The 25,905-nt window shown below is 41.3% G+C and carries 27 protein-coding genes; 16 read left to right on the top strand and 11 right to left on the bottom strand.

What is annotated here, in order from left to right; genetic code table 11:
- Nucleotides 1–94 precede the first annotated feature (94 nt).
- The 5 genes from FIB07_11025 (at nucleotide 95) to FIB07_11005 (ending at nucleotide 7,308) form a co-directional block, all read left to right on the top strand.
- Nucleotides 95–1,981: a hypothetical protein gene (locus tag FIB07_11025; protein ID NJD53387.1), complete on the top strand. Its 1,887-nt coding sequence runs from the start codon at nucleotides 95–97 to the stop codon at nucleotides 1,979–1,981.
- Nucleotides 1,978–3,147: a PGF-pre-PGF domain-containing protein gene (locus FIB07_11020; protein NJD53386.1), complete on the top strand. Its 1,170-nt coding sequence runs from the start codon at nucleotides 1,978–1,980 to the stop codon at nucleotides 3,145–3,147. The genes FIB07_11025 and FIB07_11020 overlap by 4 nt, the downstream gene beginning before the upstream one ends.
- Nucleotides 3,148–3,534: 387 nt before the next feature.
- The gene (locus FIB07_11015; GenBank protein ID NJD53385.1) at nucleotides 3,535–5,604 is read left to right on the top strand and encodes a PGF-CTERM sorting domain-containing protein; all 2,070 of its coding nucleotides are present in this window, start codon (nucleotides 3,535–3,537) and stop codon (nucleotides 5,602–5,604) included.
- A gap of 106 nt (nucleotides 5,605–5,710) precedes the next feature.
- Nucleotides 5,711–6,511, top strand: a complete 801-nt coding sequence (locus FIB07_11010) for a class I SAM-dependent methyltransferase (GenBank protein NJD53384.1) — start codon at nucleotides 5,711–5,713, stop codon at nucleotides 6,509–6,511.
- Nucleotides 6,508–7,308: a lipoate--protein ligase family protein gene (locus tag FIB07_11005; GenBank protein ID NJD53383.1), complete on the top strand. Its 801-nt coding sequence runs from the start codon at nucleotides 6,508–6,510 to the stop codon at nucleotides 7,306–7,308. The genes FIB07_11010 and FIB07_11005 overlap by 4 nt, the downstream gene beginning before the upstream one ends.
- Here the strand turns inward: FIB07_11005 and larC are convergent.
- Nucleotides 7,262–8,464, bottom strand: a complete 1,203-nt coding sequence (gene larC, locus FIB07_11000; protein NJD53382.1) for a nickel pincer cofactor biosynthesis protein LarC — start codon at nucleotides 8,462–8,464, stop codon at nucleotides 7,262–7,264. The two genes, FIB07_11005 and larC, sit on opposite strands and share 47 nt — an antisense overlap.
- A gap of 26 nt (nucleotides 8,465–8,490) precedes the next feature.
- Entirely contained in the window at nucleotides 8,491–9,399 is a 909-nt protein-coding gene (locus tag FIB07_10995; protein NJD53381.1) for a DUF475 domain-containing protein, read from the bottom strand.
- Between the two features lie 127 nt (nucleotides 9,400–9,526).
- Here FIB07_10995 and FIB07_10990 point away from each other — a divergent pair, with 127 nt between their 5' ends.
- Entirely contained in the window at nucleotides 9,527–10,843 is a 1,317-nt protein-coding gene (locus tag FIB07_10990; protein ID NJD53380.1) for a tetratricopeptide repeat protein, read from the top strand.
- On the opposite strand, the gene FIB07_10985 is transcribed toward FIB07_10990, so the two are convergent.
- Nucleotides 10,824–11,642 (bottom strand): methyltransferase domain-containing protein, encoded by an 819-nt coding sequence (locus FIB07_10985; protein ID NJD53379.1) that lies wholly within the window; start codon nucleotides 11,640–11,642, stop codon nucleotides 10,824–10,826. The genes FIB07_10990 and FIB07_10985 overlap by 20 nt on opposite strands.
- A 20-nt stretch (nucleotides 11,643–11,662) precedes the next feature.
- On the opposite strand from FIB07_10985, the gene FIB07_10980 reads away from it, so the two are divergent.
- Nucleotides 11,663–12,181, top strand: coding sequence for a nitroreductase family protein (locus tag FIB07_10980; protein ID NJD53378.1), 519 nt, complete (start codon nucleotides 11,663–11,665; stop codon nucleotides 12,179–12,181).
- A gap of 83 nt (nucleotides 12,182–12,264) precedes the next feature.
- Here the strand turns inward: FIB07_10980 and FIB07_10975 are convergent, their stop codons facing one another.
- From FIB07_10975 to FIB07_10945, 7 genes are all read right to left on the bottom strand, one after another.
- Complete coding sequence (locus tag FIB07_10975) at nucleotides 12,265–12,828, bottom strand: AAA family ATPase (protein NJD53377.1); 564 nt, start codon at nucleotides 12,826–12,828, stop codon at nucleotides 12,265–12,267.
- A complete protein-coding gene (locus tag FIB07_10970) occupies nucleotides 12,825–14,012 on the bottom strand; it encodes an IS200/IS605 family element transposase accessory protein TnpB (protein NJD53376.1) in 1,188 nt (395 codons plus the stop codon). Before FIB07_10970 ends, FIB07_10975 begins: the two co-directional genes overlap by 4 nt.
- A 55-nt stretch (nucleotides 14,013–14,067) precedes the next feature.
- The gene (locus FIB07_10965) at nucleotides 14,068–15,210 is read right to left on the bottom strand and encodes a histidinol-phosphate transaminase (protein ID NJD53375.1); all 1,143 of its coding nucleotides are present in this window, start codon (nucleotides 15,208–15,210) and stop codon (nucleotides 14,068–14,070) included.
- Nucleotides 15,200–16,357, bottom strand: coding sequence for an acetylornithine transaminase (locus FIB07_10960; protein NJD53374.1), 1,158 nt, complete (start codon nucleotides 16,355–16,357; stop codon nucleotides 15,200–15,202). Before FIB07_10960 ends, FIB07_10965 begins: the two co-directional genes overlap by 11 nt.
- A 16-nt stretch (nucleotides 16,358–16,373) precedes the next feature.
- Nucleotides 16,374–17,141: a circadian clock protein KaiC gene (locus FIB07_10955; GenBank protein ID NJD53373.1), complete on the bottom strand. Its 768-nt coding sequence runs from the start codon at nucleotides 17,139–17,141 to the stop codon at nucleotides 16,374–16,376.
- 68 nt (nucleotides 17,142–17,209) lie between these two features.
- Nucleotides 17,210–17,413, bottom strand: a complete 204-nt coding sequence (locus FIB07_10950) for a hypothetical protein (protein ID NJD53372.1) — start codon at nucleotides 17,411–17,413, stop codon at nucleotides 17,210–17,212.
- Between the two features lie 10 nt (nucleotides 17,414–17,423).
- A complete protein-coding gene (locus tag FIB07_10945; GenBank protein ID NJD53371.1) occupies nucleotides 17,424–17,756 on the bottom strand; it encodes a hypothetical protein in 333 nt (110 codons plus the stop codon).
- Nucleotides 17,757–18,010: 254 nt separating this feature from the next.
- Between FIB07_10945 and FIB07_10940 the strand changes: the two genes are divergently transcribed.
- From FIB07_10940 to FIB07_10925, 4 genes are all read left to right on the top strand, one after another.
- A complete protein-coding gene (locus FIB07_10940) occupies nucleotides 18,011–18,409 on the top strand; it encodes a hypothetical protein (GenBank protein NJD53370.1) in 399 nt (132 codons plus the stop codon).
- A 27-nt stretch (nucleotides 18,410–18,436) separates the two neighbouring features.
- Nucleotides 18,437–18,790 carry a DUF4870 domain-containing protein gene (locus FIB07_10935; protein ID NJD53369.1) on the top strand — a complete coding sequence of 118 codons (354 nt, stop codon included), beginning with the start codon at nucleotides 18,437–18,439 and terminating at the stop codon, nucleotides 18,788–18,790.
- 147 nt (nucleotides 18,791–18,937) lie between these two features.
- Nucleotides 18,938–20,185, top strand: coding sequence for a peptide chain release factor 1 (gene prf1 / locus FIB07_10930; protein NJD53368.1), 1,248 nt, complete (start codon nucleotides 18,938–18,940; stop codon nucleotides 20,183–20,185).
- Nucleotides 20,186–20,313: 128 nt separating this feature from the next.
- Nucleotides 20,314–21,162: a DUF2099 family protein gene (locus FIB07_10925; GenBank protein ID NJD53367.1), complete on the top strand. Its 849-nt coding sequence runs from the start codon at nucleotides 20,314–20,316 to the stop codon at nucleotides 21,160–21,162.
- Nucleotides 21,163–21,393: 231 nt separating this feature from the next.
- Here the strand turns inward: FIB07_10925 and FIB07_10920 are convergent, their stop codons facing one another.
- Nucleotides 21,394–21,924, bottom strand: a complete 531-nt coding sequence (locus FIB07_10920) for a transcriptional regulator (GenBank protein ID NJD53366.1) — start codon at nucleotides 21,922–21,924, stop codon at nucleotides 21,394–21,396.
- 486 nt (nucleotides 21,925–22,410) lie between these two features.
- On the opposite strand from FIB07_10920, the gene FIB07_10915 reads away from it, so the two are divergent.
- The 5 genes from FIB07_10915 to FIB07_10895 are packed head-to-tail and all read left to right on the top strand — an operon-like array spanning nucleotide 22,411 to nucleotide 25,905.
- Nucleotides 22,411–23,313, top strand: coding sequence for a tetrahydromethanopterin S-methyltransferase subunit E (locus tag FIB07_10915; protein NJD53365.1), 903 nt, complete (start codon nucleotides 22,411–22,413; stop codon nucleotides 23,311–23,313).
- Nucleotides 23,313–24,041, top strand: coding sequence for a tetrahydromethanopterin S-methyltransferase subunit D (locus FIB07_10910; protein NJD53364.1), 729 nt, complete (start codon nucleotides 23,313–23,315; stop codon nucleotides 24,039–24,041). The genes FIB07_10915 and FIB07_10910 overlap by 1 nt, the downstream gene beginning before the upstream one ends.
- Nucleotides 24,038–24,865 carry a tetrahydromethanopterin S-methyltransferase subunit C gene (locus tag FIB07_10905; GenBank protein NJD53363.1) on the top strand — a complete coding sequence of 276 codons (828 nt, stop codon included), beginning with the start codon at nucleotides 24,038–24,040 and terminating at the stop codon, nucleotides 24,863–24,865. Before FIB07_10910 ends, FIB07_10905 begins: the two co-directional genes overlap by 4 nt.
- Before the next feature lie 2 nt (nucleotides 24,866–24,867).
- Nucleotides 24,868–25,179, top strand: a complete 312-nt coding sequence (locus tag FIB07_10900; protein ID NJD53362.1) for a tetrahydromethanopterin S-methyltransferase subunit B — start codon at nucleotides 24,868–24,870, stop codon at nucleotides 25,177–25,179.
- Nucleotides 25,180–25,905 (top strand): tetrahydromethanopterin S-methyltransferase subunit A, encoded by a 726-nt coding sequence (locus tag FIB07_10895; GenBank protein NJD53361.1) that lies wholly within the window; start codon nucleotides 25,180–25,182, stop codon nucleotides 25,903–25,905.

Here is a 25,905-nt window from a genome sequence, read left to right as displayed (position 1 = left end):
CTTATTGAAGCCATTGTGAGGGATTGTGGTTGATTTTTTCATGAGATTTTAATGGCCATATTCTTCATACCCATGTTCATTACTCACGATCATTATGACACACATAAAATTCGGACTGATATTATTCGTAATGATAATAATAAATGGACAGGCAATGGCTGCAGATGTAAAAGTATTTCCTGCAAATTACCTCGCGAACCAGGGAGGAACTTTTAATTTGAATATAACAATAGATCCGCAGGGAGCAGCAATTGCAGGTGCGCAGTTAAATATCGAGTTTGACCAGACAAAGATCAGAATAAATAATATTACTGAAGGGAACTTATTCAAACAGAATGGAGCAAACACTTTCTTTTCAAATGGCATTATAAATAATTCAACGGGTACTGTGATAAATGTCTTTGGTGTAGTAATTGGCAGGACAAATGTATCAAATCCTGGCACATTCATCATTGTTAATGCTACAGCCATCGGTTCGTCAGGTGCATCCGGAATAAATCTTTCAAATGTTAAGATCAGCAATTCTGATGCCCAGCCTGTTCCCCAAGTAATATATAACGGAAGTATAACCATTAACAACCCGCCAGTACTTCTGGGGATAGGTGATAAGAAAATTGTTGAAGGCCAGGCACTTACTTTCACTTTATCTGCAACTGATAACGAGTCGGATATTCTTACATACTCAGCTTCAAACCTGCCAGCCGGGGCGACTTTTAACCCGGCCACAAAGACTTTTAGCTGGATGCCTGATTTCACACAATCCGGCATTTATCAGAATGTACATTTTGAAGTTTCAGATGGAACATTGAGGGATTTTGAGAATATCACAATAACTGTGAATAAGCGTTCAAATATTATCGTAACGCCTTCAAGCAAGATCGTAAATCCGGGGCAGACTTTGCGCCTTAACATATCAATTGATCCAATGGGTAATCCGATCTCAGGCGCACAGCTTTCTCTTACATATAACGGATCGATCCTTAAGGTGAATAGCGTCACGGAGGGAACTCTCTTCAAACAGAACGGAGCAAACACGATCTTTAATGGCGGTGTAATAGATAATACGTCAGGAAGAGTAAACAATATTTATGTGTCCATCCTCGGTCCTTATAATGTTACAACTGTAGGGACGTTCATTACTATTGACTTTATGGCAATTGGTTCATCAGGAACATCAGTTGTTAATATTTCAGACATAATAATAAGTGACCAGGCCGGATATCCGGTGGCTTTCAATCTGACCAATGGGAGCGTATTAATAAACAGTCCGCCAGTACTCGATACAATTGGAAATAGAACCATCGATGAAGGCCAGGCTCTTATTTTCACTTTATCAGCAACTGACGCTAATGGAGATTCGCTTATATATTCCGCAACAAATCTTCCATCTGGCGCTGTGTTTGTCCCCGCAAACAGGACCTTTTTATGGACACCAGGTTTCACACAATCGGGTAATTATACGGATATTCATTTTGAAGTATCTGATGGCGGTGTGACGGATTTTGAAAATATAATGATAACGGTCAATAACGCCAATAGGCCGCCTACATTTACTTCTTTCCCGTACAATGGCTCAGCATTTAACGAAACACAGACTATTCCGATCAGCATTATAGCAAACGATCCTGATAATGACACACTTGGCTACATAATTAAACTGGATGATAAACTGGTGAGTACAACAGCAAGTTATTCCTGGAGAACTAACTATGCCAGTTCAGGCAACCATACTATTGAAATATCAGTGAGCGATGGGACAGTATCTGTTACGGGGATAACAACCGTTTACATAAATAATGTATATCCAAGATATGATGTTAATAAAAATGGAGTAGTTGATATTGGGGACCTGACAATAATCGGACAGCATTTCACTGAAAAGGTCAATCCACCATATCCGGATTATGATGTTAACATGGATGGGATTGTTGATATTTCAGATATTACAATTACTGCCCAGCACTTTGGAGAAAATACATGAGACTGGTTTTCCATGAAATTTTTTTATTTTTCTTAATGGCCATTATTGCAGGATCAACTGCTATTCCAACTGCTATTGCTGCGGCTGTTTACCCTGACAGGCTTCCGTCCAATATTTCTGCTGGCCAGACCTTTGATATTGGAGTAAAAGTTGATCCTCAGGGTGTAGCGATTGCAGGTGCCCAGATTGATATATCGTATGATAAATCCGTACTTAAGATAAACAGCATCACGGAAGGAAGTCTCTTCAAACAGTATGGGGCGACTACAATTTTTAATGGCGGTGTAATAGATAATTCGCTTGGCAGGGCAGTAAATATCTATGTATCTATTATAGGACAAAAAAACGTTCAAATTCCCGGGACCTTTGTTATTATCAATTTTACTGCCCTTAATTCTACAAATGGTCCACAGATCAATCTTGAAAATGTCCGGGTCGTTGACCCGGATGGAAATCAAGTTTATCCGGCTCCTGTTTCGACACCTGTCAAGCAGGAAAAAGAAACAGGCGGTTCTGTCTCCGGAGCAGGAGGTAATTCGGGTGAAAACTATACAAACATTGAGCTCATAGAAAAATATGATCTTTATATTTACAAGAATGTCACAACTTCTTACAGGTTTAAGGAACAAACAAATCCAATAGTTTTCATAAATATTACAGGTAATTCAAATCCAGCTGAAATAACTACTTCCGTAGAAGTATTAAAAAACACTTCTACCCTTGTAAAATCCAGCGCTTCCGGATTGGTCTATAAGAATGTCAATATCTGGGCAGGGTATTTTGGATATGCTACACCAGATAACATAAAACATGCCGAAGTAGTATTCAGGGTGCCTGTTGAATGGATGGAAGCCAATAATATCAATCCCGACTCTATTGAAATGATGCGATATGATGATGGATGGCAATCTTTACCTACAAGAAAGATCGGAACGTATAGTAATAGTAATATTAATATCCTGTATGAATCCAGTACTATTGGTTTTTCATTTTTTGCAATAAAAGGAAATAAATCAACCGGGGAAATGAATAATCGTCCTGAAACCACAATTACTCAACCGGAAGATCAGGCCAATTTAAACAATTATCTATTGGTTGTTATCTTCGCGGGCATTGTAACAGGTTCAATCCTGATTAATAAAATAAGAACGCTTAAGAAGAAATAATTTCGTCAGTATGACAAAAGGGATAGCGGGAAACAGGATTTTTTTCATATTGCAAATCCAGGAATATATGATCTCTCTTAAGGAATTAAATCGACAATAAGTGAAGTCTTAATCGTCAATTGCGCCCATGCATGCATGTTTTGACCACAAAAGATTTAAAAGGGTACTGACTATAATCGGATGTAATCCATGATGGGATTAAATAGAGGGTGATGAAATCGCCTTTTATGATAGCCATTAAACAGGCTGTCCTGATATTGGCGGTTTAGCGATGGCGGCTGAATGAAAATTCAGCCTTTGATAACAATCACTCCTTGCCGTTAAATCGGCATATCTCGAAGGAGAACAAAATAATTAAACCATATATGATATGGAGGTAAAGAAATAATGACGAAAAAAATATTAGCTGTTGTATTAGCAGTGTTTATGCTATTAGTAGTAGCATTTCCTGTAAGTGCAGCAGTACAGGCAACAAAAGTTGAAGTACGTGGGTCTGTATGGAATCAGGGTGATAACCTTACAGATGCTTCATGGAATTCCCAGAAATTTGCAGGTTTCTACTATGACCTCAAAAATAACCTGACAACAGAACGGTTAGATTTCCTGGCCGCACCCGACAGGTCAAATCCAGAAGATACAATTCGATACAGAACAGGAATAGTACCTGTTGACTTCAAAGTATATGAGAAGGAAGGTCTATATGTAACAAATACTTCAGGTGTCAGAGCAACAAATTACAGCGTTGTTGGCTGGCAGGCTGAGAAATGGGTAGCTGTTAACCCAACTAATGTTGCAAAGATCGCCAAACTTGCGTTAGAAATGGACAAGGAAGAGAAGAGAACACTCACAACAGGTGAAACATGGTCTCTTGGCGCAGGTTATGAAATTAACATCAATGCAATAGATGCAAGAACAACACCGAGACAGGCATGGTTCACATTAAAGAAAGATGGAGCCGTAATTGATGAAGGTATTGCTCAGGCACCAGGAACAAGCGGAAAACAACCAGCAGTTTACTATAAGACAAAGACAATCCTTGGCGAATCAGATGCGCTCCTGTTCACAGTATATGTTGATAATATCTTCTCAGGCGCAACTTCTGATATGGTACAGTTCAAATATGCATGGCTCATAGATGAAAGCACTGCCAAAGAGATCAAATCTGCAGATCAATATGGCGTGTTTGAAGTACGCGGCACAACCGGTACCATCAACATGACTAACAAGAACTCAGTCAGCTTGAGCAGCAACTCAGACACAACCCTCATGGGAAATTTGAAATTTAGAGTTGCTGACAATTCAAGCTTCCTTAGATTCTACCCATTTGTGGAATATACTGCCCCTGGAACATATGAAGTAAGAGGAGCTGTATGGAATGAAGGCGATGGAACAGCCGCTGCTTCATGGAACTCCCAGAAATTTGCAGGTTTCTACTATGACCTCAAAAATAACCTGACAACAGAACGGTTAGATTTCTTGGCCGCACCCGGCAGGTCAAATCCAGAAGATACAATTCGATACAGAACAGGAATAGTACCTGTTGACTTCAAAGTATATGAGAAGGAAGGTCTATATGTAACAAATACTTCAGGTGTCAGAGCAACAAATTACAGCGTTGTTGGCTGGCAGGCTGAGAAATGGGTAGCTGTTAACCCAACTAATGTTGCAAAGATCGCCAAACTTGCGTTAGAAATGGACAAGGAAGAGAAGAGAACACTCACAACAGGTGAAACATGGTCTCTTGGCGCAGGTTATGAAATTAACATCAATGCAATAGATGCAAGAACAACACCGAGACAGGCATGGTTCACATTAAAGAAAGATGGAGCCGTAATTGATGAAGGTATTGCTCAGGCACCAGGAACAAGCGGAAAACAACCAGCAGTTTACTATAAGACAAAGACAATCCTTGGCGAATCAGATGCGCTCCTGTTCACAGTATATGTTGATAATATCTTCTCAGGCGCAACTTCTGATATGGTACAGTTCAAATATGCATGGCTCATAGATGAAAGCACTGCCAAAGAGATCAAATCCGCAGATCAATATGGCGTGTTTGAAGTACGCGGCACAACCGGTACCATCAACATGACCAACAAGAACTCAGTCAGTTTGAGCAGCAACTCGGAAACAACCCTCATGGGCGAACTTAAATTCAAGATAGCTGACAACAGCTCCACCTTGAGATTCTACCCCAAGATTGACTACGTGGTCGGTAATGGAACAACAGTTACAACAGGAACGGCAGTAACAACTCCAAGAGGAACTGTTAGAGCCACACCTGGTGCGACAGCAACCCTCACAGTAGTTCCGACAACACCCAAACCAGCTGAAACAGGAGTAGCAGAGACTCCCAAACCAGCCGCAACAACTCCAACAGAGCCAGGCTTTGAGTTAGTATTCGCAGTCGCAGGCTTGCTCGCAGTAGCATACCTCGTACTGAGACAGAGAAAGTAAATTTAAAATCCGAAGGGATTATAATCTAATCCCTTTTCTTTTTTTTGTTGTGTTTTATTGAACCATTGAGCCAAACTATAAATCCTCTTATTCTAACATTGGGTTAATGGACAAGATCGCATGCTCTGTAAATTCATTGTATGAGAAATACCCCTACCCCTCTCTTCCAATTCGCAATGAAAACGACCTTGTAAAAAAACTCCATGCCAACGTGATGTCAAAAATACTCTTCTCGGCAGGATTGGATCCATCTTCATTATCAGGAAAAGAAATTCTTGATGCCGGCTGCGGAACAGGGGAAAAGTCCTGTTACTTTGCATATTGCGGGGCAAAAGTAACCTCAATAGACCTGAGTTGTTCCTCACTTGCAAAGGGAAAAAAACTTGCACAGGATTTCAATCTAAAGATAGATTTCAACAGATGTGATATCATGGATTTTAAGACCCTGAACAGGTTTGATCATATTTTCTGCATGGGGGTGCTGCATCATACAAACGATCCTTACGGGCGATTCCGGGTGCTTGCAGATCTCTGTAAACCCGGAGGAACAATAACGATCGGTTTATATAACAGGTATGGGCGTTTTCTTCACAGGGCAAAAAGGATGTGGATAAAACTGAACGCAGGAGAAGATATTGACCGGAGGATGTCGTTTGTTGAAAGGTCAATATATGGGCGAAAATTTAAAAATATCCATGAACAGGCTTATGCGGCTGATAAGTATGCTAATCCTTATGAAAGTTATCATTCGGTCATTGAAGTGATCCGATGGTTCGATAAGAACAATATCTCATATATAGGGTCATATCCTCATACTGATATCGGCTATTTCAGGTCTTTTTTGACACAGTTGAAATGGTTAAGAAGTAATAACGGGTTTTTCATAATTTCAGGAAGGAAAAATTGAAAGACAGATGGCGTTTTATTGATCTTGATAAAATTGATGGTTTTAAAAGTGCAGCGCTGTTTGAATCTATTGCAAAACATGTTGGTTCTGGCCTTTCTCCGGACACTATCTTTTTCTGGCGCGTGAGATCACCGGTAATATATCTTGGTTATCACCAATGTGTGGAAGACGAAATAAATACCGCTTATTGCATAGAAAACAATATCGGGATAGTAAGAAGAATCCTGGGAGGGGGATGCGGATTTTGCGATGAGAATCAGATACTTTTCTCTTGTATTGGTAAAGAGGGCGACATCATACCTCCTGATATCCAGGCTGCTTATGAAAAAGTACTTGGAGGGGTAGTGAACGCTTTGATTACACTTGGCATTAGAGGTGAAATTGAACCTTCACGAAATGCTGTTTATTCAAAAGGCCGAAAGATTTCAGGAAATGCACAGGGACGTCTTGACGGAGCAGTGCTGGTCAATGGAAGTCTCCTTATGGATTTTGATTTCAGGCTTATGGACAGGGTACTTAAGAATCCCACCAAAAACCTTTACCCTGTAGCCGCTGCGCGTGAAGGGATGATAACCCTGAAAGATATGGGAATAACGGATATTGATATTGTGAAAAAATCTTTGAGAGAAGGTTTTGAAACAGCGCTTGGCATAGGGACATATCAGGGAATACTAACAGAAAACGAGATCAATACAGCAAATCAATTATTGGGGAAGTATAAAAGCCAAAACTGGACATACAGGATGGATATTAAACGGGCGCTGAGGAAAACTTCTTCCTTGCCTCTTCCTCAGTGAGCCGGATAACATCCCTTACAGGAATACCTGATTCCTTTGAAACCCTCTTGCAATCCTCGAATTCTGCGGATATATTCAGCAAAACACCCCTCAAATCCCTGGCAATTTTCACTGCGATTTCATACTCTTTGTCATTTAGAATAACTGAAACTTTATCCATTTCTCTTTGCGCGATCAACCTGTGTTTTATTGGTATTATCCTTACGCCAAGAGAACCTGTTTCCTCGATGATCTTCCTTGCAAGGGCGGGTGAATCCTCAGGTTTTGAGATCACCTGGATAATATGGCCGCTTCGCCCTTTTTTCATGGTTGCGGGAATAATAGAGACATCTCTTGCCCCTGCTGTCAATAATTCTTCTATCAAATGCCCCAGCACCTGGCCTGTGACATCATCCACATTTGTTTCAAGCATCTCGATCATATCCGTAATAAGCGCGTCATCTATCTCGCCTTCGATAATTCGCAGCACGTTTGGGACATTACGGTCTTTGCTTCCTGCACCATAGCTTATTTTGTGCGCTTTTATCACCGGGATTATTCCCTTCTCATTTACAAAATGGGCAAGAAGGGCTGCTCCCGTGGGTGTAAGCAATTCCCCGTCTACAGGCCCCGTCTGCCAGGGCAGGGAATATTCTTTTAAAATCTCAAGTGCGGCGGGCGCAGGTACGGGAAATTTCCCATGAGAGAACTCAATAAATCCCATTCCAACTGATACAGGTGTGCAGTAAATCCGATAATCTTTTAATCCCAGGTTATGGAATGCAGTACATGCCCCTATAATATCCGCAATCGCATCTTCCTGCCCCAGTTCATGAAAATGCAGTTTTTCAAGAGTTGTTCCATGTATCTTTGCTTCAGCTTTTCCAAGAATATTAAAGATTGAAATTGCATCCGCGATAACAATAGAAGGAATATCCAGGGCTTTTATCCTGGCAATGATTTCCGATAATGTAGAGCTTCCTTCTTTTTTAGTTGAAACCTCGACTGAACAGGCAGAGATCCCTTTCTTGTCCGATCTGGATATTTTGACCTCAACATTGGCTGCAAGCTCCATTGCTGTTTTGATTTTTTCTGAATCTGCCCCAAGATCGATAAGAGCAGCTATTGTCATGTCGCCCGATGCGCCGCAGAAAGGATCAAAAATGATAGTTTTCATCTTTTAACTTATATTCTCATTGTGATTTATAAGCACTGTCTGGATTTATAGAAGAAATAACCTATCACACTTATCGTGATCACTGGCGAAACCCATTCTTGTATGTGAACTCCGAAGCTGTCAAGCACCATTATGATCCCGAGGAAAAATATCGAGTACATTGCACCGTTTTTCAGGTAAATATATCTTTTGACCCTGTCAATGTTGCTGACAGTTAACTCACGGACTACAAAAGCCCCGATCCCGTTCCCGATAAGGATAAGCGGAACCGACAATGTGAAAGCAAATGCTCCCACAACCCCATCAATTGAGAATGTTGCGTCTATAACCTCAAGGTACAGTATCTTACTCCAATCGCTCATGCTGCTTCCGCTAATGAGTTCTTTTTCATGCAGCTCTGCATTCTGTTTAAATCCATGAGTAATGAAAAACGCGGTTGATCCAACTACGGCTCCCATGGCCATGAACGGGTTCTTCTTTAATGCGAACCATACTACAACTGTGAGAATTATGGATACTATAGCAAAGAACCATACACCATGTTTATGGAAAAACCTCTCGCCGCGAAGGCCGTAGTTCTTAGCTTCAATGAAAAGCCAGTGAAAGAACAGGAAAATGAGAAAAATGCCTCCCCCTACAAGCAGGAAAGGTGATGATTCCTCGATTACCTTTGCGATCACAGGATCATTACTAAAGGTTGCAGTAAGCGCACCGACAGGTCCGAGTGACGGGCTTGTTGCCCATACGATTAACCAGGGAAGCATTCCCCTCACAACAAAAACCGCAAAAAACAATCCATAAAATAAGAACCATTTCCTGGCTCTTTGCGACATCGTTGAAAGAACTTCAGCGTTAATTACAGCATTGTCGATGCTGCTGATGGTCTCAAATATAATGAGACCTACAACAACCAGTATAATTGAGAATATTTCCATTTAGTGCCCAGCCTTTTAGATTCAGTGTTAATAGCTCTCTTTTACGGATAAATTTTTGCTCCAGGTAAACAAACATTAAATAGGATAAGCAATATTAATTAACTCAATATATATAAGAGACTGATATATGGTACTAGAAATATCTGAGGATAAAGCATACACAGATGCTTTTGTCTGGGTCAATAAAGGCAATACTCTTGTCGAAAGCGGAATGTATCAAGAAGCCATCCAGTGCTATGATAAAGCACTTGAAATAAATCCGGGAATGGCTGATGTATGGAATAATAAGGCTCTTGCAATGGCACGTATTGCCAGATATGAAGAAGCTGTAACGTGTTATAATAAGGCAATTGACCTTAAACCGGATGACGAAGAAGTGATATACAATAAAGGTATCGCACTTGCCCATCTCGGGCTGACAAAAGAAGCTATAGAATGTTATGATAAGATACTTGAAAAGAAGCCTCTGGATGCCGGAGCATGGTGCCTCAAAGGGGATATATTATTTGAAAGCGGGGACTTTGAAGGAGCACTTCAGGCTTATGATAGATCAATAAAGGCAAATTCCAGGGATGAGACTGTATGGAATAACAGGGGATTAACTCTCGTTAAACTCAATCGTTTACCCGAAGCTTTAGAATCTTACGATAAAGCTCTTGAAATTAACCCGAAAGTTGAGAAAATATGGAGTAATAAGGGGCTGGCCATCACAAAAATGGGAAAGGATGGTGAACAAACGGATTTACAAAAGATAGCTTCATCCATACCCGGTGAAGAAAAACTGCTTGAAGAAATGCAGGTTTATACGGATATTGAGCACGGACAAACTGAAGCCTCAGTTGTTGGGGGGGAGTTTAAAACTTTATCCGAGTATATTATTGAAAATAAAGATGAAAAATCGAATGAATTAGAAAATATAATCTCAATAAAGGTTCAAAATCCAATTAAACCCTTATATGAACCTATTATTGAAAAACTTGAAAATGAAAATCAAACTAAATGCGCAGAGGTATCCGAACCTGTGGTTCCAGTAAAAAGAGAAATCACAGATCATGAAATCTCTGCTGAATCAAAGGATTACCTTGTTAAGGGAAATTCATATTTCTCAAAACGAAAATATATCCAGGCCATTGATTACTTTGATATATCAATCAGAACAGATGCGCAAAATAGCATTGCATGGAATAACAAAGGACTTGCACTTGCAAGGCTTGGAAAAATCGATGAAGCCCTGACCTGTTATGAAAAAGCGCTTGAGATAACTCCAGATGATCATGTCTTTTTAATTAATAAAGGCAATATTCTTTATAAAAAAGGAAACCCAAAGGATTCTTTTAAGGCTTTTCAACTGGCTTATGAATTAAATCCGCAAAGCAATAATGCAATAAAAGGGCTGGAACTTTGTCTTCAGTCACTAAAAAAATCTATGAAGAAAAAGAAATAGCATCTGCTATCAAAATGATAGTATCATATGTAAATCCCAGTTCTCCTTGTTCAATTTTTACGTGAAGGCCAGTACTGTCATTGGCAAGGCTTCCAGTCATCAGACGCCTGATTTTTTTAATTGTTTCTTCATCTGTTCCCGCGCGTCTTATCCATTCATCGAAATCCTGGGGGATTTCCCAGTGTGATATATCTTTGATAACTGTACCTGTTTCTTCGAACATCTTTTTTATTTCACTCAATGAATTAATTCGAACATGTGACGGATCGCGCATCTTTTCAATTTCATTATGGAATTTGCTTTTTTCAGGGTCTTCCGGTGAGACGCCATCCACAAGCACTATGCTCTTTCGGCAGACACGCCTCATTTCAAGTAAAGCTTTTCCCGGATCAGGAAAATGATGGAAAGCGAACCTGCATGAAACGATATCGAATGTACCATCCGGAAAAGGCAATGATTCTACATCGCAAAGCAGGAAATCAACATTGGGTCCTGGATCTTTCTGCTTTTCCCTTGCATGAAGCAGCATATTGCGCGTAATATCACAACCTGTGACATTTTTTGTTTTTTTTGCAAATTCAAGTGCGAGAAATCCTGAGCCTGTGGCTACATCCAGAACACTTTGATTCTCTTTTATTCCTGTAATTTCAACTATTTTTGAAAGATGGAAACCATCCACGAAAATATTGCCTTTTGAGTAAGCTTTCGCCTGTTTCCCGAATTGCTTTATGGAGTTTTCTTTAATTCCCATTGCAGGAGACACAGTAGTAAAAGATAAATAATTTGTGTACATGTTCATTCTAATCCTGAGGAAATATCATGGAGTTTATGGAAGTTATCAAAGGGAGAAGGTCGGTCAGGAAATTCAAAGACCTTGCTGTTGGAGAAGAGATAATCGAGGAATTGCTCAAAGCCGCGCAGATGGCGCCATCTGCGGGAAATCTGCAGGCACGGGATTTCATAATAGTTACCAGCAAAATAACAAAACAAAAATTAACAAAAGCGGCTCTTGGCCAGTCTTTCATTGAGCAGGCGCCTGTTGTTATCGTTGTTATTGCAAATATTGAGCGCTCATCCCGGATATACAGGTCAAGGGGAGAACTTTATGCGATACAGGATGCTACTGCGGGCATTGAGAACATGCTTCTTACGGCTTACTCTATGGGCCTTGGCACGTGCTGGATCGGCGCTTTTGATGAAAATGCGGTCAGCGAGCTTCTCGGAATACCGGATAAAACATTACCTGTTGCGATAATATCAGCTGGATATCCGGATGAGCAGCCAGTTATGCCTCCAAGGATAGCGATGGAAAAGATTGTTCACCGGGAAACATGGTGATTTAAACTCCAACGGTCATTTTTTGCTAAAAGTGACCGATAGATTTTTTATGGAAATGGTTGTTCGAAGTTCAGGACTGAGATTCAACCCATCTCCACCTGTTCGATCCAATTTATCTTTCCGGGACTGAATTCTTCAGGTATTTTCCCCAGTTTAATGCCCTCAATTATTGAGATAACTGATCTTACAACTGCCAGCAGGTTCATATTCGTAGTATCGATCTCAAAAACATTCTGATTTCTTTGCGCCGCTTCCACAAGTATTACATCCAGCGCCTCAGCGTCAGCATTCTCCTTTACTTTCCGGGATGAATAATTCTTCCTTTTTCCCAGGCGCTTTCGCAGGGCTACAGGATGCGCCCGGAGCACGATAACAGCATCTGCTGGCAAATAATGTGAAAGATGCCCTTCCATTATGACATCCATGCCCTGCTTCTTTTCAATTTCCTGTTTCACCCGTTCCTCCAGCTTATCCATATCAGCTTCATAAGTATCCCGCGCTTCGTCTTTTCCTGAGTATAGTTTTTCATCAAGAACAAGTTTATTAACATCTATTATGCTGAATTGCTTCCTGTACTGTGAATGTTCCCTGATTACTTCGCAGACAGTTGTTTTTCCTGTGCCCGGTGTACCTGTAAGAGCGATTATCGTGAACTACCCCTCCTCTCGGAAGGGGCTTCCTGTTTCATTGCTTCTCCATTGAGACTGCTCAAACAGGCTTTAAATCCCGTAGTTCCTACGGTACTACTTCTACTTTCTATTATATTTGCTGATACATGATCTCTATCAGCAGCTAAACCACAATTAGGACATCTATGGGTCCTCATTGAAAGTTTTTTTGGTACTTTATATCCACATATACATGTTTGAGAAGTACCATATGGATTAACCCGTTCAACTACTTTCCCAGCATATTCTGCTTTGGATTCTGTTAAACTGATCAATTGTGACCAACCTGCATCTGAGATTGATTTAGCAAGATGATGATTCTTCACCATGTTCTTGATCTGTAAATCCTCAAATACAATATGATCATATTGATTGACAAGATTTATACTTAATTTCTGATTGAAATCTTTTCTTTGATTTCTGATTCTTCGATGTACTTTAGCTACAACGATTCTCTGTTTGTTCCTGTTCTTTGATCTGAGCTTTTTCTTGGAAAGATGTATCTGTTCCCTTGCAAGTCTTTTTTCAGATTTTCTTAAGAACTTTGGCGGTTCTATTGATTCACCATTGCTTAGAGTAATCAATGATTTAAGACCAACATCTATTCCTGTTCTGGTTTTGATCTTAACAGGTATAATGGGAATGTCAATGTCACATGAAAAAGTAACATACCATTGATCAATATCTTTCTTGATGGTACAGGTCTTGATTTTACCCTCAATATCTCTATGTTGAATTATCTTGATATTTCCTATTTTCGAGAGATTAAGTTTTCCATCTTTAAATCCAAAACCTGATTGGGGATATGTGAAACTATTATATCTGTTTCTTCCCTGAAACCGAGGATAGCCAAAACCATTGAAGTAATTCTTAAAACTTCTATCAACTCTTTTCAGGACATTCTGTAGAACCTGAGAGAATACTTCTTTCTGGTAATCTGTTTTTGACTCCGACAGATTATTAGCCTGATCATAGTAATTAACCCATTCTGGTTTTGCCCATGAAGTTACACCAAATATTCTTTTCAATTCATTAAGTTCAGCTTCTCTTCTTCGTTCTTCAAGAGAACTATTGTAAAGGTGTCTGCATGTAGAAAGTGTTCTATTCAGTTTAACTTCCTGATTTTTTGTTGGATATATTCTGAATTGATATGATTTTTTCATGCTATCTGAACAATACTTTTTTCGGGATAGGTATTACACTTGCAAAGGGTACGATTCATCCCCTCGCTTTCGCAAGGGGTCTTCTCTGCCCGTTGAACCCACGAGATAATATTTCGCGAAATGCTTCAATGACTCTTTCATTCTGCATCTGTGTACCCACAGATATCCGTATCAGGGACTTACCCGCACCCCTGAAAGATGTGCAGTCCCGGATTATTATCCCTTTTCTCAACAGGGATTCGGAAACTTCTTCTGCGCTGCGGGGAGATACATCTACCAGAATAAAATTAGCATCGCTTGGATATACTTTGCATTTGCAAAGTGACAGTGCGCCTGAAAGCTGCATGCGCCCGTTTTTCACGGTCTCGATGCTCTTTTTAAGATATTCCCTATCCCCAAGGGCGGCTGATCCCGCAGCAGCAGATAGAATATCCATTGAGAACGGTGTCATTACTTTCATATAAACTCTTGCTATCCATTCCGGAACAATTGCATAACCCATGCGCATCCCTGCAAGCCCGAACGCTTTTGAAAATGTACGGCCAACAATAAGATTATCATATTCCCTGACAAGCCCGGTTATGCTACTACCGGCAAATTCAACATAAGCTTCATCTATGAACACGATAGCACCGGTAGAATCAAGGATTTTCCTTACATCCTTTTCAGGTATGGAATTCCCGGATGGGTTGTTGGGAGAACAGAGGAATATCAAACATGTATTCTCATTTATTTTACCAAGGACCTTTTCAGGGGAAATAGAAAAATCAGGGTTCCTATCAACGAACACAGGTTTTCCACCATTGGCAAGGGTCGATATCTCATAATAGGAAAAAGTTGGTATGGGTATTATTGATTCGGCGCCTGGTGACATGAATAGTCTCATCATCGTATCAAAAATCCCATCCATACCATTCCCCGATACAACAATGTTACTGGCCGGATACCCTGTATAATCTCCAATGGCTTTCTTCAATTCAAGCGCATCAGCCTGGGGATACAGGTGAACTCCCTGTGCTTTTTCTTTTATGGCTGCAACAGCAAGAGGTGATGGCCCCAGAGGATTTTCATTTGAACCCAGTTTGATTATAGTATCGGGATCAAGCCCGTATTTTTTCGCTATCTCATCAATGGATTTTCCGGGTACGTACTCCTTGATATCCTTTACAGTCAGCCTGACCAGTTTTTCAAATCTCATCCAGCACCGACACCACCGTATCAAGCTGCTGTTTTGTGATAGTAAGAGGGGGGACAAAACGCAGGACTGATTCTGATGTGCAATTAAGAAGAACACCTTTTTCGCGTGCTTTTGCAACAATGTCCTCGCACTTTTGAGTAAGTTCCATGCCAACCATCAGTCCTTTGCCCCGTATTTCCAGAACGTAATCCTTATTAAGCCTGCGAAGTTTCGAAACAAGATAATTTCCCAGGACTTCCGAGTTTTTCACAAGTTTTTCTTTTTTTATCACATCGATATTTGCAAGTGCTGCCGCACAGGCTAAAGCTCCTCCGCCAAATGTCGAAGCATGGTCGCCGCGAACAAAATTTGCAGCCACCTCCTCGCGGGCAAGCATTGCACCCATCGGGAATCCTCCTCCCATTGCTTTTGCAGTTGTCATTATATCCGGGGTAATATCGGAATGCTCTTTTGCGAACCATTTTCCAGTCCTGCCAAAACCCGTCTGTACTTCATCAAGGATCAATAAAACGCCCTTCTCATCGCAAATCTCCCTTACTTCCTTAAGATACCCTTCGGACGGGATGATAACTCCGCCTTCTCCCTGGATGGGTTCAAGTATTACGCCTGCGGTATTATCATTGATAGCAGACCGTATTGCATCGGCATTATTATAAGGGACAAAAACTGCGGGGCCGAGAGGTTCAAATGGTTTCCTGTATTTTTCCTTATGCGTGACGCTCAGGGCACCGCGGGTGCGTCCGTGAAACGCATGTTCTGTGGCTATGAACTCTTTTTTGCCTGAGGACTTCATGGCAAGTTTCAGGGCGCCTTCTACCGCTTCAGCGCCGGAATTGCAGTAAAATACACGGTCCATCCCTGAAATGCCGGTAAGTTCTTCGGCAAGAATGGCCTGATTCTCTGTAAAATACAGGTTGGAGACATGAATTAACCTTTCAGCCTGTTGTTTTATGGCAGAAACAACTTCAGGGTGGCAGTGTCCTACATTATTTACGGCGATCCCTGCCACACAATCAATGTATTCTTTTCCATCAACATCCGTGACCAGCGCGCCCTTTGCACTCTTTATGGCTATGGGCTGGCGGGTATATGTCTGGAATATGTATTTTTCATATTTGCTCACGATTTCATCATAGTTAAGGTGCATCTGTTTATTCTCCAGGTCATTTTTTTCTAGCTGCATCAAAAAGGCTGATCTCATCGTTCATTACGGTTTCACCAGGATAAACGACAATGCCTTTTTCCCTGATCTCGTATGGGTGCAGAGTTTCATCATGCTTGACGCCTCTCATCTTTAATATTTCGATTGCTTTTACCCTGTTTCCTTCCACCCTGAACACATGAAGTCTTATGACGCCTGAGCAAAGATATTCTTCAACATTGAATGATTGCTCTCCCTGCATTTCACTTGATAAAACCGTAGTGCAATCGAGAAATTCAAGATTCTTGATAAACTCTGATATCATATGCCTCACTTCTGACTGGTCCGGGGATATTTTAAGAGATGTTATCGAATCGATGAATATTCTTTTTGCCTGGATCGCTTCAACCTCGATCTGGATTTGCTCAAATAGGTCGCCGATGTTTTTCCTTGCGGCAATAACATTGCCTGGCGTGTCTTGCAGTGTTTTTACGAATCTTGTGTACGTGAAAGGATTTGCATAAATTATTTTCAGCTTCTTCTGGGATATGAGTTTCTCAAGTTCCCAGCCAAATCTCCACATATCCCGGATTATCCTTGAAGGGGTTTCTTCCATACAAACAAGTACCCCGGGTTCGTTAAAACTTCTTGCACCCTCCACAAGATATTGTACCCCGAAAGTAGTTTTCCCTGATCCGGGACCCCCGGTCACAAGAACAACATCGTACTCGACATAACCACCTTCGATTAATTCATCAAGGCCAGGGATAGCTGTTTTTACTTTGCCCATTAGTTTCTCACTAATTAAGATGCAATGATTTAACAGTATAAATATTTAACTGTAAAAATAACCAGAAATCAGGGATGTGCAATAAACCTGTTCTTTGTAAATTCATTCAGAACAAGTTCTTTTACCGGAATGTCCTCTTCCTTGCATTTCTCTTCTTTCCAAGCCTCTATCGAGCGAAAAATAAAGAATATGCCATCCTTTTTCTTTGAAGCCTTAAGATTCGGGTCATCTTCGGAATCGAAAAATGATTTGTATCCGTCTAATATGGTCATTCTATCATTATTAATGCGTTAATGCAATATGAATTTTACTGCCATTGAAAAGTTTAACGACCCCGAGCCCGATAAGTACGGTTCCGATAATCATTGAAATAGACATCATTATTGGGGCAAGCGGAAAGTCTGATGCTCCTGTTAATCTAATTACTACCAAAAAAAGCCCTGCTCCATAACCGATTACTAGAGTCCCAATAATACCAATTATTGAACCGATGGCGCTAACTCTTTTGTTTTTTGAAATACGATAGAAAATAATAAAAGAAGTGATTATAGGCAATACTATTATGATTAATAATAAAAATAGTTCGTATAACCCATATAGTAATCTTCCATCCATATTTTACCTCTAAGTCATATATTTATATACTTAAGTCCCTTGATTTCCCGTATAAACTCCTTTGCCATTATCCCGTTGTAATAAGTTACAATAGCATAAGAATTTGCTAACATAATTTTTACTTTCACATCTCATGATTATAACAAGTATTATATACATATTTATTATGTTATATTAACGACAATTTAATATAGTAATTCATTCAATAACCGTTGATTGCCCAAGTCTCCCAAATATCTGAAGAGGAAGAAAATATGACAACAGATAAAAACATTAAAACAAGTAAAAACGTAAAGGCCATCATCATTCTGTCAATAATATTATTGACAGCGTTTGCAGGATGTACAACAAAAGAGCAGACCATCAGTACCCCGGGCGGAGACTTAAAAGTATCACAGGGCTCAGGTTCCGGGCCTGCCTGGTGTAAGACAGGAACAAAAATGACGATGACAGGTGCTACCGGGCAGCAAGGATCATTTGAAATAAAGGGAATTGTCAACTATGAAGGCAGGGAAGTCTGCATGTCAGAATACGTTGGTGACGAAGGGTCTATGGAGCAGTATTTCAGTCAAGATTCCAGTTACATGGTTATGGTCACTAAAGATAAATCTGGAAAAATAATAAACAAACTTGACATATCGCAACCTAAGTAAGGAACGGAAATTTAAGGAGGAAATAGTATGTTGGAAAAAACAGTTGTAGAAGACACTGGTGTAGTGAAAGGAAACATAGTAGGAGTACTGTGCTATCTCGGAGGAATCCTATCTGCGATCTTAATACTGGCATTAGAGAAAGACAATAAATTTGTAAGATTTCATGCTATGCAATCAGCAATTGCTTTTGTCGTTCTGGTTGTAGTAGCCACAATGTTATCAGCAATAGCGTCTTTTATCTGGATATTGTTTGCACTTATACCTCTGGTATGGATACTGGGATTAATTGTTTTTATATTCCTGATGTATAAAGCATACCAGGGAGAAAAATATAAATTACCGGCGATCGGTGATATTGCCGAGAAACAAGTATATCAGTAAGAACAATACTTTTTTTTATTTTTTAATAAGTGACTTTTTTTCATTATGTGTATTATGTTTTATTGAATAAAAGACTCAACATTTATCTATTATAGCAGATATTGAAGAAACACATCTTCCAATCGGATGGAAGGAGCTTAATCCAAAATGGTCGAATCAGACGCACATAAAAAATACGAATTTAAAAGAACACTTGAAGCACTTCGCGGTAAACGCGGAAGGGGTACAGAACTCATCTCACTATATATCCCGCATGACAAGCAGGTATCGGATATAACGAGCCAGCTCAGGGAAGAATTTGGCCAGGCGTCGAACATCAAATCCAGGGTTACACGCCAGAATGTGCAGGGTGCCATTGAATCTCTGCTTTCAAGACTTAAACTCATACCAAGAGCGCCTGAGAATGGGGTTGTCATTTTTTGCGGCGCCGTGGACATTGGCGCAAATAAAACAGATATGCAGACCTTCATAATCGAGCCGCCCGAACCCATAGTATCATACAAATACCATTGTGATTCATCCTTCCTCCTTACGCCGCTTGAGGAAATGCTGCACGAGCAAAAAACCTATGGTCTCCTTGTTCTTGACAGGCGTGAAGCTACTATAGGAGTTCTAAGAGGAAAACATATTGAAGAGATGGCACATCTTACTTCTAATGTCCCTGGCAAACAGCGAAAAGGGGGCCAGAGTTCCCACAGGTTCCAGCAGCTCCGGCTCATTGCGATCAATGAATTCTATACACGCATAGGGGATGCGGCAAGCGAGGTCTATCTGGGGATCAACCAGAAGGATTTCGAGGGAATTTTCATTGGCGGACCATCGCCCACTAAAGAAGAATTCGAGGCAGGGGCATACCTGCATCATGAGATACAGAAGAAAATACTGGGTCTTTTCGACGTGGCAAATACTGATGAATCGGGTCTTACCGAACTCTTCGACAGGCTGGGCGATGCTTTGCAGAATGTGGAAGTCGTCCAGGAAAAAAAGTACATGGAACGATTCCTTAAGGAACTTGTGAGTGAGAATGGGCTTGCTTCATATGGCGAGGAACATGTGCGCAAGAACCTCCAGATGGGTTCTGTTGAGACGCTTTTGCTTTCGGATGAACTGCGAAAAGTGCGCCTTACAATAAAATGCGGCAATTGCGGTTTCGAGGAAAAGAAAACCATCACGAAAAAGCTCGGTGATGATGAATACCAGCCGGGTAATTGTACAAAATGCGGGTCAAGCCTGAGGGTTGCAGAATCCGTAGATATCGTAGAGGAGTTGTCAGATATTGCTGACCAGATGGGGACGAACATCGCTTTTATTTCAAGTGATTTCGAAGAAGGAAACCAGCTTTTGAATGCATTTGGCGGGATAGCTGCGATATTGAGATTCAAGACAGGCATCTAATACTTTTTCTTATTTTGGCAGGAGGTTATATTAAGATGTGCGGAAAATAGGTTGAAGCTTTCTGATGAAGAACTCAAGAATAAAAGCCACGGAATTGCATGAACTTTACAGGTCCGCAGGTGATTGAAATGCCGCATATTATGGAATTGTTCGGGAAAACAAGGGTTGTAATAAAGGATGGGAAAGTTGTGGAAGCAGGTGAACCTGTTGCTGACTGGTGTCCTGTTTTCAGTAAGTTTTCAAATGTTTCAAAGCTCACATCCCGGGAAGCAATAAAGAACATGGAATATAGAATCCGGGAACTGGGGATGTTCACCCCGCAAAGAAGGTTTGATTATGGGGTTTTTGTCAATTTCGGGGCAAGTGAGATAATGATGACCGCCCTTTCCCGCGGGCTTATCGATTCCACTGTCACTGTATGCGATGGTGCGGGAACTGTGATCACTGATAATCCTGCGCTGGTACAGGGCATGGGTGCTTTGATGTCAGGACTTATTGAAACCGAGCCGATAGCGCAAATTATTGCAGGGATCGAATCGCGGGGAGGTATAGTTCTTGATAAACAGAATGCAAGGATAGACCAGGCAGGCGGTCTTCTAAAAGCATGCGAACTGGGTTACAGGAATATTGCAGTAAGTGTTGTCTCTCCTGGAGAGGCTTTGAAACTTCGTTTGATAGAGGAAGAGAAAAACATTGACCTGACCCTTATCGGGGCTCACCTCACAGGTATCCAGTTCAGGGAAGCGCAGGAGCTTATTGCGAAAATGGATATTATAACGGGCTGCGCTTCAAATATGGTGCGCCATCTTATACTTCCTGTCCTCCAGGCCGGCACTTCTGTTCCCATGTTCGCACTGACACAGAAGGGAAAAGAGCTGATCATTGAGAGAGCAAAGGAAATTGATTCACCAATTCTTGCAACTACAACAGAATTACCTGTGCTGCCTGAGCATAAGCAGCCCAGACCGCTAATTTAGACAACAGATAGAGTGATTAAGTGCTTATCCGAAAAATCAATAAATAGTATATTTCCGAATTTAACTTTTCGGATAGGTTCTAATACCAAATAAGAGCGCACCTCTCTTCTCTATCCCGCTATGTACTGATTCTTATATTGTCTAATTGTGTTCACAAAGTACTATAATCATTTTGCTGTAGCTGGAGGGTCAGGTATACATGCCTCGCAATAGTACAAACAAGAAATCAGATCATCCCATTTTCCTGGCAGCAAGCTCAATTGCCTCAAAAAGGCTTTCCCTGGGCATGATTATAGATACAGGTATTCGCAGAACTTTTTCAATAGTAGTACTGACTATTGGTGCGCAGACCACTGCTTTTGCACCGTCTCTCTCAGCTTTTATTGCAGCTACGATGGCTTCTTCCATTGAAGTTGCAGAATATTCCCTTATGGTAAGAAGTTGATCTCCCACCTTGAGTTTCTTCTCAGTGATAAGATCAAGGACAGGGCGGGCTGCTATCACAGCGATGAAACCGGATTTTTCATTTTCTTCCGGTTTCTCTTCCATTTTTCGCAAAATCGATATAATCTGCCTCAGGGTATTGATATTCAATTCCCGGTGGCCTGATAATAGCTTGTATATGGTGCTTGCCGGGATGCCTGACTTTTCAATGAATTCCGATGCATTCATATGCAGTTCATCTTTTATTATTCTCTGGAATTCTTTGAGAAAGGCGTCATTTGATTCTATTGCTGCTTTTATTAAATCGTCTGCGGTCATTGTTTATCACTTTTTGAGAGTCCGGATAAAATAAAAAGATTTAATCGGGAAATGCAAAATAAATAGGAGAAGGAGGTGTGGCTGCACACCTTTCCTTCGGATAAAATAGTGGGGTGGAATCGAGATATGCACCCGCTATATGCCAGTTTGCCCTCTGTCATAATTAGCGGTAAAATTAGTTTCAGTATTTAAGTTTTTGTATCCGATATATAATTTTATCCTGAAAAGATGTAATCTTTTCCTGAAACGGAATAAGAGACTTTATATAAATACTTTTGTCCACAAATCATTAAAAAGCTGTACTCAAAGTCCTGATGCTATTTTTCTGAGTCCTGGACTAAATTGCACTGCGCCTTTATTCCAGATCAGGAAAAATCATCATTCGAAAAGGAAAGATTTATAATGTATAATAAGGTACTCCGTAAAAAACTAATTTATAATAGTTTTTTATGGTGATTTGAATTCAATATAGGAGGACACAATAAAATGGTATTAGACTTAACCATGAGTATGGCTATATTGGCACTCATGGGAGCACTTGCTACTATAGCGGGATGCCTTGAGGATCTTGAATCCGATGTAGGCTCGCAGAGCAACCCGAACTCCCAGGTTCAATTAGCTCCCCAGATGGGATTTTTGCACAGAATATTTAACAAAGCGATTTCAGGTGAACCGATCAGCAACGGTATGTCGGCAGTGATCGGCGGTACTGCCACAACGGTACTTTTGAGCCAACAATTCTATCCATTGACTGCTATCGTAATCGGAGCGTTTTTCGGCGCGATCGTATTGGGCATCTTCGCTACAACCTCATATGCAGGAAGAGTTGCGAGCCAGACGAGGTTCAAGCAGCCGCTATATATGGATATCATGAGATATACGACCCCCTCGATCATCGGGCATAATTTCATTATGAATTTCTGCCTTGTAGCTATTGCATACATCCAGTTTGAAATACTCGGATATCCGTTCACTATTCCATTCCTTGCATTAATATGGGGAATTTCCGTGGGCGCTATCGGCTCATCAGTGGGCGATGTGCATTATGGCGGAGAACGTGAATTCCAGAACCGCGAATTCGGATGCGGTCTTAACACCGCGCTTTCAGGACGCATTGTGAGGAAAGCCGAATCGGGTCTGAGGAACAGCATAGATAATGTCTGGTTCTGCGCCAAGTTCGGAGGACCTGCAACAGGCATTGCTCTTGGTCTTACTGTTTTCTTTTCAAGCTGGCCCACAACCATTTTCGGGTATACATGGAAAGCGATAGGTGTGGGAGTATTCATTGTTATAGTTCTCACATTGATGAACAGGCTGGTAGAACTCAACGTAAGACATGCTTATGGCCCATATAAGGAAGAAAAAAATGAACAGGAGGCAAAAGCATAATGGTAGCGATTGATCCGGCATTATTAACTAATATTTTATTGATCGGCCTGAGCGGGACTCTTATCTGTCTTGCAGTTCACTTCATTCCGGTAGGCGGCGCACCTGCGGCAATGGCACAGGCAACAGGCATCGGAACAGGGACTGTGGAACTTGCGGCAGGCTCAGGTCTTGTAGGACTGATAACAGCAAGTTACATGTATGCTTATGAACCACTGGCCAATATTCCCCTTGTTATGGCAGCAGGAGCAATGGGCTCCATGGTAATGCTTGCAAGCACAATGTTTGCCGGCAGTTTGATATATGCTTATGGCGTGGCAGTGCCATTTGCCTCAGCACAGGTCAAAAAAGACCCGATCACCGGTGACAGGCAGGACACCTACATCTCCAAGGGAACACAGGGCCAGGGTCTTCCCACTATCTGCTTTGTCAGCGGTGTTGTGGGAGCTGCGCTTGGCGGTGCAGGAGGAGGGCTGATTTATTTCGTCCTGATGGACTTATATAAACCATTGATAGCATTGACAAGCGCATTTGCAGTTGCAGGCGTATTTACAATGGGCGTTATGTATGTTAATTCAGTAATACCATCATACGGTGTGGGCGGAACAATTGAAGGAGTCCACGATCCCAAGTTCAGGCGTGTAGTCGGGAAAGACGTTATAACAAGCTTTTTCGTGAGCATTCTTTGCGGACTCCTTGCAGTATTGATCGCTGGAGGAATGTCAATATGAGCGACATCAAAGAAAGATCACCCAATCAATTACTGCTTTTCGGGATAATCGGAGGGCTTCTTGGAATATACCTTACCTATTTACTTCCATTTGCCGGAGATAAAATCGGTGGAAATCCCGCAATCTTACTCAGAACAATAGCACCCACATTCGGGGCGCTTGGAGCCATTTGCGCTGTCATGTGGGGTGCAGATGCAGTAAGGCGCGTTGCAAAATATGGCCTCGGAACAGGTGTCCCGTCAATCGGACAAATTGCGATGGGAATGGGAATAATCGCTGCCATGTTCGGCCTTGCAATTGTAAAAACTATTGTCCTTGCCGGACCGATAGTGGCTCTGGTAACAGCATCTATTATCGGATTCATAATAGGCTGGTTTGCACAGCATGTTATAAAGATGAAGATACCTGTGATGATCCGCTGCATGACTGAGATCGCTGCTTCCGGAACGATAATCATTATTGGCTTTTCCGCGGCAGTAGCAGGAAATTTTGAGTTTGCAAATATTGTTACACTGGTTTTCGATAACGGTGTAATTCTTGCGGTATTCTGGGTCGGAGCTGTTGCAATGCTGCATCCTTTCAATGCATGTCTTGGTCCTGATGAAAAGCAAAAGAGGCTTTTGTATCTTGCAGGCTCAACAGGAGCCATAACAATGGCAATAATCGGAATAGCTGCAATCATGACACTCGGTACATCAGGAATTCTGACCCTGTTCATTGGAATAATCCTCTGGATAGTGTTTTACAAGAAATTCTGGGATGAAGTTTATCATGATGCTTCATCAGTAGTCGGAACCGGATTGATCCCCAAGACGGAGGCATAAAAATGAGCCATATAAGAGTTGTCCCGGAAATGCACCTGATCCTTGATCCTACAACAGGTGTGATCGCAGCAGAAAGGGATGATGTTGTGGAATATTCACTCGATGCAGTGAAAACACAACTTGACGAACTGGATTTAATCGTCACTGATATGATGAACCAGCTTGATCCGAAAGCAAAATTATTGAGCATGTTCCCTGGAAGAGAAAGTGCTTCTTATAATGCAGGAATAATAACAAATGCATTCTATGGTGCAATAATAGGATTTATCGTGTCCTTTTTATTGCTCATAGTGATGAAGCTTGGAGGGATATAAATGGCAAATAAAGTGAAACCGGCAGCAGGATGGCCTGTTGTCAAAGGTGAATATGATGCGGGAAATCCGGAAAATTGCGTAGCAGTAACCACATGCGGCTCACATCTCAAGGGCGCGCCGCAGATAGCAGCCGGTGCATGTATTACAGGGCCGCACAAGACTGAAAACCTGGGTATCGAGAAAATTGTTGCCAACATTATTTCCAACCCCAACATACGTTTCCTTCTCGTAACAGGCGCCGAAGTAAAAGGTCACATATCAGGTGAAGCAATAATAATGCTTCACAAGAACGGGATCAAAGACAACAGGATCGTAGGTTCAACAGGCGCTATCCCTTACATTGAAAACCTGCCTGATGATGCCATAAAGAGATTCCAGGCCCAGGTCCAGATAGTTGAAATGATCGGCACCGAGGACGAAAATGCGATTATTGCCAGGATCAAAGAACTCGCAGCAAAAGATCCGGGAGCCTTTGCAGGCGAACCGATGATAATCCAGGTCGGCGAGAAGAAAGAGGCAGAGGAGCTTGGCGGAGTCAAACCAATGTCCGCCGAGATCGCAACTGTCCAGGCAAGGATAAAGGGCATACAACAGCAGACGATCGATATCGCAAATATGAATAAATTAATGTCAGGTATCTATGCAGGAAAGATCGAAGGTATAATGATAGGTCTTGTTGTTGGATTGACCATTCTTGGAATACTGATATTCGGCGGAGGTGTTTAA

Source organism: Candidatus Methanoperedens sp. (assembly GCA_012026795.1).
In the GTDB taxonomy this organism is placed as follows: domain Archaea; phylum Halobacteriota; class Methanosarcinia; order Methanosarcinales; family Methanoperedenaceae; genus Methanoperedens.
The sequence above is the reverse complement of the archived record's forward strand: the minus strand, read 5'-3'. Positions and strand labels throughout refer to the sequence as shown.